The 13,481-nt window shown below is 49.2% G+C and carries 11 protein-coding genes and 1 pseudogene; 9 read left to right on the forward strand and 3 right to left on the reverse strand.

Features of this window, described 5'->3' with window-relative positions; all coding sequences use genetic code 11:
- Window positions 1–4: 4 nt before the first annotated feature.
- Entirely contained in the window at window positions 5–1,723 is a 1,719-nt protein-coding gene (lnt, locus tag ABK01_RS06510; protein WP_253675007.1) for an apolipoprotein N-acyltransferase, read from the reverse strand.
- Window positions 1,724–1,786: 63 nt separating this feature from the next.
- On the opposite strand from lnt, the gene ABK01_RS06515 reads away from it, so the two are divergent.
- The 9 genes from ABK01_RS06515 (at window position 1,787) to ABK01_RS06555 (ending at window position 10,815) form a co-directional block, all read left to right on the forward strand.
- Window positions 1,787–2,941: a galactokinase gene (locus ABK01_RS06515; RefSeq protein ID WP_253675008.1), complete on the forward strand. Its 1,155-nt coding sequence runs from the start codon at window positions 1,787–1,789 to the stop codon at window positions 2,939–2,941.
- A gap of 12 nt (window positions 2,942–2,953) precedes the next feature.
- Window positions 2,954–3,622 carry a tetratricopeptide repeat protein gene (locus tag ABK01_RS06520; protein ID WP_016523625.1) on the forward strand — a complete coding sequence of 223 codons (669 nt, stop codon included), beginning with the start codon at window positions 2,954–2,956 and terminating at the stop codon, window positions 3,620–3,622.
- A 67-nt stretch (window positions 3,623–3,689) separates the two neighbouring features.
- The gene (locus ABK01_RS06525; RefSeq protein WP_371922000.1) at window positions 3,690–5,747 is read left to right on the forward strand and encodes a hypothetical protein; all 2,058 of its coding nucleotides are present in this window, start codon (window positions 3,690–3,692) and stop codon (window positions 5,745–5,747) included.
- 23 nt (window positions 5,748–5,770) lie between these two features.
- On the forward strand, window positions 5,771–6,253 hold the full coding sequence (locus ABK01_RS06530; protein WP_016523627.1) for an Lrp/AsnC family transcriptional regulator: 483 nt from the start codon (window positions 5,771–5,773) through the stop codon (window positions 6,251–6,253).
- Window positions 6,250–7,416, forward strand: a complete 1,167-nt coding sequence (locus ABK01_RS06535; RefSeq protein ID WP_305880062.1) for an aminotransferase class I/II-fold pyridoxal phosphate-dependent enzyme — start codon at window positions 6,250–6,252, stop codon at window positions 7,414–7,416. The genes ABK01_RS06530 and ABK01_RS06535 overlap by 4 nt, the downstream gene beginning before the upstream one ends.
- A complete protein-coding gene (locus tag ABK01_RS06540) occupies window positions 7,416–8,237 on the forward strand; it encodes a Cof-type HAD-IIB family hydrolase (RefSeq protein WP_253675011.1) in 822 nt (273 codons plus the stop codon). Before ABK01_RS06535 ends, ABK01_RS06540 begins: the two co-directional genes overlap by 1 nt.
- Before the next feature lie 303 nt (window positions 8,238–8,540).
- On the forward strand, window positions 8,541–9,536 hold the full coding sequence (locus tag ABK01_RS06545) for an ABC transporter ATP-binding protein (protein WP_253675012.1): 996 nt from the start codon (window positions 8,541–8,543) through the stop codon (window positions 9,534–9,536).
- Between the two features lie 10 nt (window positions 9,537–9,546).
- On the forward strand, window positions 9,547–10,476 hold the full coding sequence (locus ABK01_RS06550) for an ATP-binding cassette domain-containing protein (RefSeq protein ID WP_253675013.1): 930 nt from the start codon (window positions 9,547–9,549) through the stop codon (window positions 10,474–10,476).
- Window positions 10,477–10,518: 42 nt separating this feature from the next.
- Window positions 10,519–10,815, forward strand: coding sequence for an ABC transporter permease family protein (locus tag ABK01_RS06555; RefSeq protein WP_253676594.1), 297 nt, complete (start codon window positions 10,519–10,521; stop codon window positions 10,813–10,815).
- A gap of 411 nt (window positions 10,816–11,226) precedes the next feature.
- Here the strand turns inward: ABK01_RS06555 and ABK01_RS06560 are convergent.
- Together ABK01_RS06560 and ABK01_RS06565 are read right to left on the reverse strand one after the other, a co-directional pair.
- A pseudogene (locus ABK01_RS06560) lies at window positions 11,227–12,330 on the reverse strand (molybdopterin cofactor-binding domain-containing protein); the annotation flags it as partial.
- A complete protein-coding gene (locus tag ABK01_RS06565) occupies window positions 12,269–13,450 on the reverse strand; it encodes a DegT/DnrJ/EryC1/StrS aminotransferase family protein (RefSeq protein WP_253675004.1) in 1,182 nt (393 codons plus the stop codon). The pseudogene ABK01_RS06560 and the gene ABK01_RS06565, both read right to left, overlap by 62 nt.
- Window positions 13,451–13,481: the final 31 nt, after the last annotated feature.

Below are 13,481 nucleotides of genomic sequence, written 5' to 3' on the forward strand. Positions count from 1 at the left end.
GCAGTTACTCCCGGAATTCTTTAATAAACTTCCGCTGCTTCCTAAACCACGGCTTTTTCCAGAGCCGTTTCCGTTGCCGCTTTTTTCGTTCGGCAGGGGAGAGCCATTCGAGCGGATGTTCCATATACACCACCGCTTTTTTACAAAACACGGGGTTGAACCGGTATGCGGTAGCAGTGATAAGCGCAATCGCTAAAAAAAGCGCGGGCAGCCAGTCTTTCCATTGTGCATAAAAAGTTGGTTGGTACGGATAGATCGGGACGGAAACGCTTAATGCATCGGTAGTAAAGAGCGGAAGGCTTGCGGTAATGTTTCCGACAGGATCGACAACGCAGGTATAGCCGCCGTTGGTAGAGCGGACAAGCGGCGTCCGTAGTTCTATTGCACGGAAATAGGCGACGGCAAAATGCTGGTATTCCGCACTCGCCGTTTTAGACCACGAATCATTGGTCAGGTTAATCAAGATATTGCTTTTTTGATTATGCAAATCGGCGCAGAGTGTCGGAAAGGCATCTTCAAAACAGATGGGCGCGGCGAAGCGGACATCGTTTCCATTTTGTGCGGTGAACGTCATCGCTTTATATTCCGTTCCCGGCGCCCATCCCGACGAAAAACCGACCAGCGAGTCGAAAAAGCGCTGCACAAACGGATGGTCGATAAAGGGAATGTATTCCGCAAAGCAGATCAGCTGTATCTTTGAATAGGTGTCGAGTACCGTTCCGTCCGGTGCGATAAGATAGACGGAATTTGCGTATTTTTCGCGTTCGGCATCCTGTAAAAGCGGGGAGCCTGTTAAAATGGGAATATCCATCCGCTGCAAAAAATCGGTAAAGGATTCTTGAACGGGACGCTGCCGGTAATAATCTTGAAATTGATCATACCCGTATGCAAGGCTGCTTTCGTTCCATACGATGAGGTCAGGCCGCACCGGCGATTCGGTAATTGCCTTTTCGGTAAGCTTTTGGGTGTTATACAAATTATCAAAAAATAAATCGAGGCCGTAGACCCACGGATCGGTGTTTTGCTGTACTAACACAAGGGTGAGGTTCTGTTGCGGCGTTCTTTTTTGATACATGCGGAAAAGTCCGTATCCGTTGACCAGCAGCAATAGACCGGCGGTAAAGATCAGTGGGCGGAGTAACGGTCTGCCGTGCAGCTTGGAAAAACCGGTGGTTACATCTTCTGCTGCACGGATTATTTCTGCAAGGAGCGCGGAAATCAATGCAACAAGAAAGGTTATTCCCCATACGCCGGTAATATCTGCTATTTGAATGAGCGGCCGCAGCGATAATGTTGTCATCGAAAGGCTGCCCCACGGATAGGCGACAAAACCGCTTCCCTTAAACCATTCCCAGAGTGTCCACAAGCCCGCAAAGGCAAACGGACGCAGAGCCGACGGCAGCTTCATTGCATAATAAAACCAGTGTCCGAAAAGAAAGCCGAGGAAGAAATAAGCGACGGTGGAAGCGCCGAGCGTAAAAATTGCAAAGTTTTCAAAATACGCCAGCCAAAAACTGGAGAACAGATGGACAAGGGCTATCATCGCGCCGAACATCCACGCCGTGCGCCGTCGGCTCGGGATGATGCAAAATGCGGTATATAACGGTATCAGTGCAATAATGCCGAAGAAAGCCGACCCAAAATGCAGATATTCATTCGGTATACCGAGGGAAAGCAGCACCGCAGAGCATAAAACCGCTAAAAAAGATGAAATAACCGACATAATTTTACAGCAATTTAATCATTTTTCTTGAATTGTTTCAATATAAGAGATATTATAGAAAGTATGCAGAAGATTCTACCGTTTCATGTAGACGAATATGGAGACGAGCCGGAAGTAACCGTTGCGGTTCCCGGGCGCTTTCACCTTTTAGGTGAGCATACATGGTTTGCACAGGGCAATACACTTTCGATGGCAATCGATCATTATCTGTATCTTTGTGTTTCAAAACGAAAAGATTCTAATTATCGGTTCCTTTCTCTGTCGCTCAAAGAGCGGAAAAAAGTTGCAGCTGCCAACCTTCGGTATCGTAAAGAAGATCGTTGGGCAAATTCGATAAAGGCTGTTATTCTTTCTTTTATGGATCAAGGGATTGAGATGACAGGACTCAATTTTACCATCCTTTCCGAAATACCGGCGGATGCGGGGCTCGGTACGCCGAATGCGCTCAAGGTTGCAACGGCGATGGCGTTACGGAAGGTATTTGCGCCGCGGCTTACGAAAGCTGATCTTGTCGATATTTTGGAGAATGCAAACGTGCAGCATCTTAATACCTATCCTCACCGTGCGGATATTTTGTGCGCATTATATGCAAAGGCGGGACACTGCATACGGACAAATCATCGGCGGAAGACGGCTGATATTTATCCTTTCCCCATCAGTAACTACCGGATCATTTTGACGGATTCGCGGGTTCCCCGTTTGTTGGCGCGCGAGGAGCTGAACCATAGAATTCAGGAATGTATGGAAGCCTACGAGCGGGTAAAAAAGATGCCGGATATTCCTCAGGATTTCAGTAAGCTTGCCGAAAGCGATCTTGAAGAGCTTGCCATTCCCGAATCGGTACGGCGGCGGGTACTCTATATTATCCGCGAATCCATCAGTGTCGATGACGCTATCGGCGCCTTAAAGAAAAACGATTGGGTGGTGTTTTCGCGTATTGTAACACGCTCTCAAGAGAATTTGCGCGATCGCTTTGAAATTTCCTGCCCCGAATTGGATTGGCTCGTGAAGCGGGCTATGGAATTTGTCGCTCCCGATATGAACGATATTGTGTGTTCGCGCCTGACGGGAAGGGGATTCGGCGGATGTACGTACAATATTTTAAGAGCGGATGATATCCAAACCTATATTGAAAAACTGGGCGACTATGAACGAATTTTCGGATTTAAGCCTTTGTATTATAAAGTGAAACCTTCCGGCGGAGTACGCATACTATGATGGAGAAACGAAATGGATACGGTTCTTAAAGAAGGCATACAGCTCTATCGGGAAAATCGATATGAAGAAGCGCTTGCCGCATTTTTAAAGATATCGTCTAAAGATGTTGAGCTCAATTTCGATTTGGCGTATTATATCGGCCTCTGTTATGCGAGCCTTTTACAATATGACGATGCGCTTGTCTATTTGGAACAGATTATCACAGCCGGGACCGATATCGCCCGCGTATATCAGTGTCGGCTTATTCTGGCCTTTATTTATACCAAGACAGGCCGTGCCCGTTTGGCAGAGTTTGAGCTTTCAAAGCTTTTGGATGCAGGATACGATTCTCCGCAGGTGCATACTTCGATGGCGTATTTGGCGTATGAGCAGGATAAAGTAGACAAGTCTTTGAGTCTTTATGAGAAAGCGCTGGAACTTGATCCGGATAATTCGACGGCGCTTAACGGGCTTGGCTACATCCTTGCCGATACCGAAAAAGATTTAACTCGGGCTTTGATTCTGTGTAAAAAAGCGCTCGACGCACAGCCCGATAATCCCGCTTATTTGGATTCGCTGGCGTGGACATATTACAAGATGGGCTTTGATACCGAAGCCCGTTCATATATCCAACGGGCGGATGCACAGCTTCCCGGTAACGAAATAATTAAGCGCCATCTGCAGCTTATTATGAGCAGATAATTAGGTTCATTGTGAAAGTGGCCGAAGACTTCATGTTTTTAGAAAATTGTTAAAAGGATTAACTATCATGCGTATGAAGAGACTATTGCAAACAGCCGGTTTAACACTGTTTTTATTGTGCCTCGCTACGGCGCTGCCTGCGCAGGCCAACAGCCTTCAACCCCGCCTGAGTTCCGCCGATAGAGATCATGGATTTGAAGAATTCCGCCGCGGCGTGCAGGCGTATTACCGCGGAACCTTTAACGAGGCTATCCTGCTATTTGAAAAAGCTCTCACGCATATTCCCGGCGATCCGCTCATCTTGGATTGGCTCGGACAAGCCTATTACCGCTCCGGTATAGAGGGGGCTGCACTTGAGCAATGGTCGGCAGCGTCTGCCTCAGGATACGGCGGGCAGCTGTTAAAAAATAAAATAGAAGTTGTTAAGGAACGGCGCAGTTCTCAGCCCGATTTTGCGGAATCGGTACGCTATGTAGAAACTGCCGTATTTGAATCCAAACATGGAACGGAAGTCTTTTTTAGGCAGCCGCTTTCGGTTGCGGCAATGGGCGACGGCAGTTTCTGGGTAGTCGCCTACGGCTCCAACGAATTGGTTCACTTCGATATTAACGGCATCGTACTTGACCGGACGAGCGGTCCCTTGCAGGGCTTTGACCGTCCTTTCGATATTTTACCGCTTAAAAACGGGAACCTGCTCATCTCCGAATTCGCTGCCGATCGGCTTTCGCTGCTTACCAAAGACGGAAAATTCATTAAGTCGTTCGGAACCAGAGGAAGGGGCGACGGACAGTGTATCGGCCCTCAGTTTTTAGCGCACGATTCTTACGGAAATATTTTTGTAACGGATTTCGGCAACGCCCGCGTTGTGGTGTTTTCTCCGGACGGAGAAGGGCTTTTTACATTCGGGCAGCGCAGCGGCATATTCCCGGGCTTTACCGCTCCGGCAGGTATCGCAATCCTAGACGATTTGGTCTACGTTGCGGATTCGGTAAAAGGCTCTATCTATGTGTTTGATACGGCGGGAAACTATATCAGAACGCTGCTGCCGGACAGAAGTGTCGTACAGGCGGAGTCGATGCGGGTATGGAAAAACAATCTGCTGGTGTCCTGCGCCAATAAGGTGTACTTGGTCGATATCGGCTTAGCGAGCTTATATACCGTTGCGAGTTTAGGGAATGCGCCCGCCCGTGTAACCGCGGCAATTCCCGATGCCAACGGCAGTCTTTTGTTGGCCGATTATAAAAACGGAAATATTCAGGTCTTTTCCCATATCAACGAACTGGCGGGCGGTTTGTTTGTCCGCTTCGACCGCGTCTATGCCGATAAGTTCCCGACGGTTACCGTCGATGTCCGCGTAGAAAACCGGATGGGGCAACCGGTGGTGGGATTAACGGCGAATAATTTTTTCCTGACCGAATCGAACCGGCAAGTCAATGATTTTACTTTAAAGGGCGCCGCCTACCTCAATACCGGCTGCGATATTGCCGTTGTAATCGAGCGCTCACCTCAATCGGAAAAAGAATTGGAGCTGGTTAAGACGGTGGTAAAAGAGCTCGCCGAGACAATGCAGGGAAAAGGAAAGATTTCTCTTGTGTCAGCCTCTCAACTGCCGGTGCTGGAGGGTAAGTTTTCTCCCGAAGCGCTTTTATCGCAGCCGCTTAAATTAAAGGCGGCATGGTCACCGGTATGGAACTGCGATCTTGCGTTGCGGCTTGCCAGCGGGGAGCTGATTAATGCGGCTCCAAAGCGGGCTATCGTGTTCTTGTCGTTTGAAGATATCGGTTCCGACAGCTTTAAACAGTACAGCTTAAACGATCTTGCTGCATATATGACCAACAACGGTATCCGTTTTTATACGGTTAATCTAAAGCCGCGGACATTGCCTCCTGAGCTTTCGTATCTTTGCACAAAAACGGGTGGGATGAGTACGTATATCTATGCCGAACAGGGGCTTTCTCCGGTTATTGAAGATTTAATTGCCAAACCTATAGGCTCGTATCAGCTAAGTTATACCTCTACATTGCCAACCGACTTCGGTCGTGCCTATTTACCGGTAGAGCTTGAGGTACGGCTTCTAACCCGTTCGGGCAGGGATGAAACCGGCTATTTTGCCCCGCTGGAATAGAACCGGATTACCAAGGAGCTGGTATGCAGGAAATTATCGATTTACTGGAAAACGATGCGCGGCTAAGTCCGCAGGATATTGCCGCAATGACGGGTAAGTCCGAGGAAGAGGTTCGCGCTGCCATTAAAAAATTAGAGGATGAGGGCATCATCTTAAAATATGCTGCGGTTATCAACCGTGAACGGCTTGCAAGCAGCGATACGGTATCTGCGATGATAGAAATTCAGGTTGCGCCGGCGAGGGAACACGGATTTGACCGCATTGCGGAGCGGATATATCGGTACCCGCAGGTAAAGACGGTACAGCTGATGTCCGGCGGATATGATCTGCATGTGCTGGTCGAAGGAAAAGATTTAAAAGAGGTTGCCTTTTTCGTGTCGGAAAAACTCGCGTCGCTGGAAGGAGTGATCAGCACACGTACTCATTTTGTGCTCAAGACCTACAAGGAAAACGGAACGTATTATATCGACCCCAAAAAAGATCCCCGCGAAGAGATTACCGCATAATGGACAGACCCGATCAATTTTCCAACCGGATTGTGAGCGTTGCACCTTCCGGTATCCGCCGTTTTTTTGAGCTTGCCGCCGGACAGGACGATATTATCTCGCTGGGGGTAGGGGAGCCTGATTTTGCAACGCCGTGGGTTATGCGCGAGGAAGCGTGGTATCATCTCGAATGCGGGCATACATCCTATACTTCAAACTGGGGGCTTGAACCGCTCCGCAAGGCGATTGCCGGTTATTTGAACCGCTACGGCATGTCGTATTCTCCTAAAAACGAGGTACTGATTACTTTTGGCGTTTCGGAAGCAATCGATATTGTGTTCCGTTCCATCCTGAATCAGGGAGATGAGGTGATTGTTGCGGAACCGTGCTATGTTTCGTATCAGCCCTTGGTGGCGCTCTGCGGGGCGAAACCGGTCGGGCTGGACACCTCGGCGGATAACTTTATCCCGACTGCGGCGGCCATCGAAGCGCTTATTACGCCGAAAACCAAGGCGCTAATTATCTGCAGCCCGAACAATCCCACCGGTACGATGATTCCTGCTGATGAGATGGAAAAGATCGCCGCCGTCGTTAAAAAGCATAAGATTTGGGCGCTGTCCGACGAGGTGTATTGCGAACTTCGGTATGAAGCGCCGCATACATCTATCGGTTCTTTCCCCGGAATGAAGGATTACTGCATTATCCTCAATGGGTTTTCAAAGTCCTTTGCAATGACCGGCTGGCGTATCGGGTTTATCGCCTGCCCGCAGGAGCTGATGGCTCAAATTCATAAAATTCATCAGTATGCGGCAATCTGCGCTCCGATTATGAGCCAATATGCGGCGCTGGAAGGATTGGAACGCGGCTGGGACGAGGTTGAGCGGATGCGGGTTTCCTACCGGCAGCGGCGTAACTTGATGATGAAGAGCTTTGATTCGATGAATCTTCCTTATATAACGCCCGACGGTGCATTTTACCTCTTTGTCGATATCCGTAGTACCGGTTTAAGTTCGGAAGATTTTGCGGTTAAGCTGATTACCGACTACAAAGTTGCCGTTGTGCCCGGGCACGTGTTCGGAAGCGGCGGCGAAGGCTTTGTCCGCTGCTGCTACGCTACCGACATCAGTAAAATACGGGTTGCGCTTGAGCGTATCGGTAAATTGCTGAAAGGCGAGCCGCTGTAATGGAAAAGTTAAAAAACATAGAAATTATCGCAATGGATTTGGACGATACCCTTTTGCGGGATGATCTGACCATCTCCGATTATACGGTATCGGTTTTACAGGCCTTGATGAAAAAGGGTGTACTGACATTGCTCGCTTCGGGGAGAAGTCCTCGTTCGGTACATTCGTATGCGCAGCGGATCGGTTCGGATAAAACGGAAAGCTATATCCTGTGCAACAACGGGACGCAGATATTGACCTCCGATATGAAGCTGGAAATCATCAGCCGCCGTCTCGGCGCCGATCTTGCGATTGAGATTTACGATTATATAGAGTCGCAAAATCTTTCCTGCCATCTCTACTTTGACGATACCATTTACATCGCTAAACGGACTGTTTTTTCGGATAGGGATGCGCATCTGACAAAAATGAAGGTTGTCATACCGGATGATTATCGGGAGATTTTGCGCACCAAGCCGGTGTATAAATTGCTCATTCCTGCGGAGCCTGATATTATCGCTGCCGTCGAACCGGAGTTTAGAAAGCGGTTCGGTACGCGGGCTGTCCTGTTTACCAGTAAGCCGTATTTTTTGGAAATTATTCCATTGGATACCGGTAAGGGGGAGTTCCTGCAAGAGCTGGCATGGCTACTCGGTATCAAAAATGAGGCAGTGATGGCATTCGGCGACAGTATGAATGACGAAACGATGATCCGCCTTGCGGGATACGGCATCGCCATGAAAAACGGCCACGACGCTATCAAAGATATTGCGTACGCAGTAACGGACTACACCAATAACGAGGACGGTATTGCCCGCTTTTTAGAGAAATATCTACTATAGAGTATAAGATGCGGTACCTTCTTTCTGTGCGAAATTTTGGATAAAATTTCGCACATTTTTTCTAGCAGACGGGTAACCGCATCAGGAAAAATTGATAAACATCGCAGAATAATTGAGGTCGCGAGACCATTTGAACCAACGGTTCAACTCTGGTTGAACGGCCTCAATTATTCTGCGGGGATAACAAAAGAGCCTGATGCAGTTACCCGGATTTTTTTATAGGTATACGGTTGCAAAATTTGCGTATCCGTGATACCGTGTTATAGAGTTATTAAAAAAAGGTTATAAATACAGTGAACTACCATGGAACAAAACAATTTATTGACCGTTAAAAATTTGCACACGGCTTTCCGTATCGACGGCAGCTACTATGATGCTGTTGACGGCGTGTCGTTTGACGTTCATCCCAATGAGATGCTTGCTATTGTAGGGGAATCCGGCTGCGGTAAAAGCACGGTTGCGATGTCCGTTATGGGACTGCACGATATGCGCTTTACCCGCGTTTCGGGTGAAATTTTACTGAACGGCAGGGACTTGCTGACGCTTTCAGAAAATGAGATGAACAAAATCCGCGGAAAGGATATCGGGTTCATCTTTCAGGATCCGCTCGCCTCGCTTAATCCGCTGCAGCGGGTAGGGAAGCAGATTGAAGAAGCTCTGTTGTACCACACCAGTCTCAACGAAAAAGAGCGGCAAGAGCGGGTTTTACAGCTTTTAAACGATGTCGGTATCCAGAACCCCAAGCGTACGGCGCAGCGGTTTCCGCATGAGCTTTCCGGCGGAATGCGGCAGCGGGTACTCATTGCGACAGCGCTGTCTTGTAATCCGTCGCTTATCATTGCCGATGAGCCGACAACGGCGCTCGACGTAACCATCCAAGCGCAGATTCTCGATCTCATCAAAGACCTGCAGGAAAAGCACAAGGCGGGCATCATTCTTATTACCCATGATCTCGGCGTTGTTGCGCAGGTTGCCGACCGTGTTGCGGTTATGTATGCGGGGGAGATTGTCGAACTGGCCACCGTGCAGGAACTGTTTACGCATCCGTTGCACCCTTATACCCGCTCTTTGCTTAAATCGATTCCACAGGCCGATAAAGACGATGACATGCTGCATGTTATTAAAGGTATGGTTCCGTCGCTTAAAAAACTCAAGCATACGGGCTGCCGGTTTGCCGACCGTATTCCGTGGATTCCTGCCGAAGAACACGAAGAAACGCCGGTTTTGCACGAAGTAAGCCCCGGGCATTTTGTCCGCTGTTCCTGCTGGAAAAATTTCCGGTTCGAGGATGAGGTATAAGGGGGCGGATATGGCATTATTGGAAGTAAAAGATTTAAAAGTACATTTCCCTATCCGCGGCGGCTTTTTTAATACGATACAGGATCATGTGCGGGCGGTGGACGGCGTTTCTTTTCAGATTGAAGAAGGAAAAACCTACGGTCTTATCGGGGAGTCCGGTTCGGGGAAAACAACCATCGGCAAAGCAATTGTCGGGTTGGAGCAGCCTACCGGCGGGGAAATCCGCTACGAAGGCAACCTCGTAAATACGAAGGCTCAGCGGAGAAAGATTAAATACAACGAAAACGTTCAGATGGTATTTCAGGACGTTATGTCGAGCCTCGACCCCAAAAAGCGCATTCGAGACATCATTGCGGAACCCATCAGAAACTTTGAGCGGCTTTCCAAACATGAAGAATTAAAGAAGGTTCTGTCGCTGTTGCAGATTGTCGGAATACCGCCCGACGGCTTATATAAATACCCGTATGAATTTTCCGGTGGGCAGCGGCAGCGTATCGGTGTTGCGCGTTCAATAGCGGTTAATCCGCGGCTCATTGTGGCGGACGAACCGGTTTCCGCGCTTGACCTTTCGGTACAGGCGCAAATTCTCAACTTCCTTAAAGAGATTCAGCGTGAATTTATGCTGAGCTATCTATTTATTTCGCACGACCTCGGCGTTGTCAAACACATGTGCGATTACATCTATATTATGTACCGCGGTCGATTCGTAGAGGCGGGAACACGGGATGATATTTATCGCAATCCGATGCATATCTACACCAAGAGGCTTATTGCGGCAATCCCTGAAATGAATGTCGAAATACGTGACGAATATAAAAAGCGCCGTGCCGAAATTGATGAAATATATGAGCGTGAATCGGAACGTTACTTTAGTCCCGAAGGGCGAGTGTACGATTTAAAGAAAATCAGCGAAACTCATTACGCTGCGCTGAAGGATTAGGGGGAGAGTATGTGGAAAACAATAGTACGCCGTATCCTTATTATGATACCGCAGCTGTTTATATTGAGTGTTTTGGTTTTTTTAATTGGAAAAATGATGCCCGGCGATCCCTTTACCGGACTGGTTGGCAATCCTAACATTAAGGCAAGCCGTATCGAAGAGCTGCGGGAAAAAGCCGGTTTAAATGATCCGTGGCCGGTACAGTATAAGAACTGGATGGGACGCATTCTGCTGCACGGCGATTTCGGCATTTCCTATACCTATAAGATTCCGGTAACGGATAAAATCAAAAAGGGGAAGGACGATGCCGACGGTATTACCGGCAGTCGCAGGCCCTGACTCATTCATATCGGCGGTTGTAAGACCGGCAAAGGTAATATCGGATTCGGCAATGTCCAGCTTTTTCACAGCCAGCTTCTTGATAACTTTCTTTAAATCAGACCCAGCCGGTTCCGCCTTAATGGAAAGCTTGTTGTGAACATCCAGTGTCAGCTCTGCCGTATAGGTGAAGTCTGCAGCGCATCCGCTGTATTGAAAGCCCGCTGCCAAGCCGATACCGCGCCAGCGTCCGTCCCGTTTATCCGTTTTACCTCGGTTAAAAACATTATATGCGGCATATTTACAGGTAAAATCGCTTTTGCCGGTTAAGAGTTCGAAGAGGCTTGAAAAAATGGCGCTGTAATCGTCCGGCATATTTTTTGCACGCCATTCCGCCGGAGAGAGATTGTAATCCTGAATAATCTTGTTGATGTGGTTTTCCAGTGCGTTTGACACATAGTAGTCGCCCCATCCCTCAAGGATATCGATAAGGCCGTCCGCCGTTTTTGATGCCCGCACTTCTATCCGGTAGTTCGGTATTATGTACGGCCCTAATGCTGCTGCGGTCATTTGCTTGAGTATGGTGCCGATGAGCGGGCAGCAGGCGCCGGCGTTGACAATAATCGAAATCTGCATTGCGGCAATCGAATGAGTGTCGGACAGCGCCGATTGATGTTCGATAATCATCTCCGGCGTTTTAGGCGCTGCCGCTCTGCTTTCTTCCGCCGATAAATTGAGCGAAACGGTGTTCCGCTGTAGAACCGCCGCAACAGCGCACTGGCAGGCAAGGAGAGACGGGTACCACAAAAGCTCGTTGAATGTTTCACCGGTTTGGGTTGGGTGTACGATGACGGCTTCTTCCGCAAGTCCGGTCGCTTTTGCTACTGCGGTGCGGACATGGAACGGCCATTGGGTGGGCACATAGACGTCAAGCCCATCCTCGCGGAACACCGTAACGGCGGAAAACGGTTCCGAACGGGCAGCATATTGCGAAGCGATTTTAAGCGATGAGAATACGGTTGAGGCGGCTGTTTCAAAGATTGCATCGATATTTCCGGCAGTGCACGCCTCCCGTGCAACGATAGGATAGTCAAACAGCGTATGTGTCCGCCCCGCTTCAAAACTGTCTTCGGGTATCGGCTCCAGTTCTATTGTGATGTCTTTCCGCAGCGCTTCAAGCGTTGCCTGATTATCGCCGGTAAGGATTCCGACGGCTTGCTCCTTATATTCTATCTCGTCCGCTGCAAAAAGAGGAAGCGAGTGCTCGAATACTTCGATCGTTTTTTGCGCAGGCAGCTGTGCCGCTCCGTAAAAGGCATACCCTTCCGGTAAGGGTGGCAGATGCACGGCGGAAATGATCCCTGATGATACGGGAGCGCGGACAATCACCGCATAGCGCTGCCCCTCAAAGGTAAGATCGGACACAAATTGTTCTATCATATCAAACTTCCTGTCAAATCCCTGTTTTCCTTCCCTATCGGCGGAACTTCTTAGCGGTGTCGATGACCGTATCGATAACGTACTGTACATCCTCATCGCTCATATCCGGCCAGAACGGAAGGCTGATGCTCTGTGCATAGTGCGCTGCCGCATTGGGGAAGTCCTGCGCGCGCAGTCCGTACCGCTCTTTTAGGAAGGTCAGTTCAAAGTGGGGGATAAAGTGGACTGAAATGCCAAGTCCCCGTTCCTGCAGCGCGCGGGCAAAGTCATCCCTGCCGATGGAAAGCGTTTCCGGTACGATGCGGAGGAGGTAGAGGTGCCACGCATTGCCTTCTCCGTCCGGCGGAACTTGAAAAAAGTCGAGCTGTCCGAAGGCGCGGGTAAATCGTTCGGCGATGAGCTTCCGTTTCCGGTAAAAATCTTCCGCCTTTTGCAGCTGTACTCTGCCGATTGCCGATAAGATATCCGGCAGGTTGCATTTATAGCCTTCTGCAATGACATCGTATTGCCAGCTGGCGTGTTTGTCGGTGTAACGATCCCATATTGTGCGGTTGATACCGTGGGAGCGCATCAGCTTAATGCGTTCCGCCGCTTCGGAATTACGGACGCAGATCATACCGCCTTCTCCGGTTGTGATGGTTTTGGTAGCATAAAAAGAGAATACGCCCGCATCGCCGAAGGTGCCGCCGTAGCCGTCTGTCGTTTTTGCAGGAAAGGCATGGGCTGCATCCTCGATAACTGCGACGTTGTATTTCTTGGCGAGGCTGTTAATCGCCTTCATATTGCAGAGGTTTCCTGCGATATGGATAGGTACAATCGCTTTAATGCTCTTATCCTGCTTGAGTTTATCTTCGATTTTTTCCGGATCGATACTGTAGGAGTCCGCTTCGATATCCGCATAGACCGCTTCTCCGCCGAGGTGCAAGGCGCTTGTCGCAGTCGAGACAAAGGTATACGGACTGGTGAGTATTTTGGTACCCTTGCCGATTCCGAAGGCTTCCATCGCGAGCATCAATCCGTTTGATGCGGAATTAACTGCCAGTGCGTACGGGCTGTGTACCATATCGGCAAACTCTTTTTCAAAGGCGAGCGTTTCCTTGCCGGTCGTCAGCCATCCCGAGTGCAGCACGCGGATTGCCGCTTCTTCTTCTCTGCGGTCGAACGACGGTCTAAAAAAGGGTACCTCCCTTGCGGGATTTTGTTCGGTTGTATTCATGATTATATCTCCCATAAAAACTTTCGTATCC

It is taken from the genome of Treponema sp. OMZ 305, from assembly GCF_024181325.1.
Lineage (GTDB): Bacteria > Spirochaetota > Spirochaetia > Treponematales > Treponemataceae > Treponema.

Coding starts and splice junctions, on each gene's coding strand:
- lnt (WP_253675007.1), bottom strand. CDS start 1,723: ATGTCGGTTATTTCATCTTTTTTAGCGGTTTTATGCTCTGCGGTGCTG.
- ABK01_RS06515 (WP_253675008.1), top strand. CDS start 1,787: ATGCAGAAGATTCTACCGTTTCATGTAGACGAATATGGAGACGAGCCG.
- ABK01_RS06520 (WP_016523625.1), top strand. CDS start 2,954: ATGGATACGGTTCTTAAAGAAGGCATACAGCTCTATCGGGAAAATCGA.
- ABK01_RS06525 (WP_371922000.1), top strand. CDS start 3,690: ATGCGTATGAAGAGACTATTGCAAACAGCCGGTTTAACACTGTTTTTA.
- ABK01_RS06530 (WP_016523627.1), top strand. CDS start 5,771: ATGCAGGAAATTATCGATTTACTGGAAAACGATGCGCGGCTAAGTCCG.
- ABK01_RS06540 (WP_253675011.1), top strand. CDS start 7,416: ATGGAAAAGTTAAAAAACATAGAAATTATCGCAATGGATTTGGACGAT.
- ABK01_RS06545 (WP_253675012.1), top strand. CDS start 8,541: ATGGAACAAAACAATTTATTGACCGTTAAAAATTTGCACACGGCTTTC.
- ABK01_RS06550 (WP_253675013.1), top strand. CDS start 9,547: ATGGCATTATTGGAAGTAAAAGATTTAAAAGTACATTTCCCTATCCGC.
- ABK01_RS06555 (WP_253676594.1), top strand. CDS start 10,519: ATGATACCGCAGCTGTTTATATTGAGTGTTTTGGTTTTTTTAATTGGA.
- ABK01_RS06565 (WP_253675004.1), bottom strand. CDS start 13,450: ATGAATACAACCGAACAAAATCCCGCAAGGGAGGTACCCTTTTTTAGA.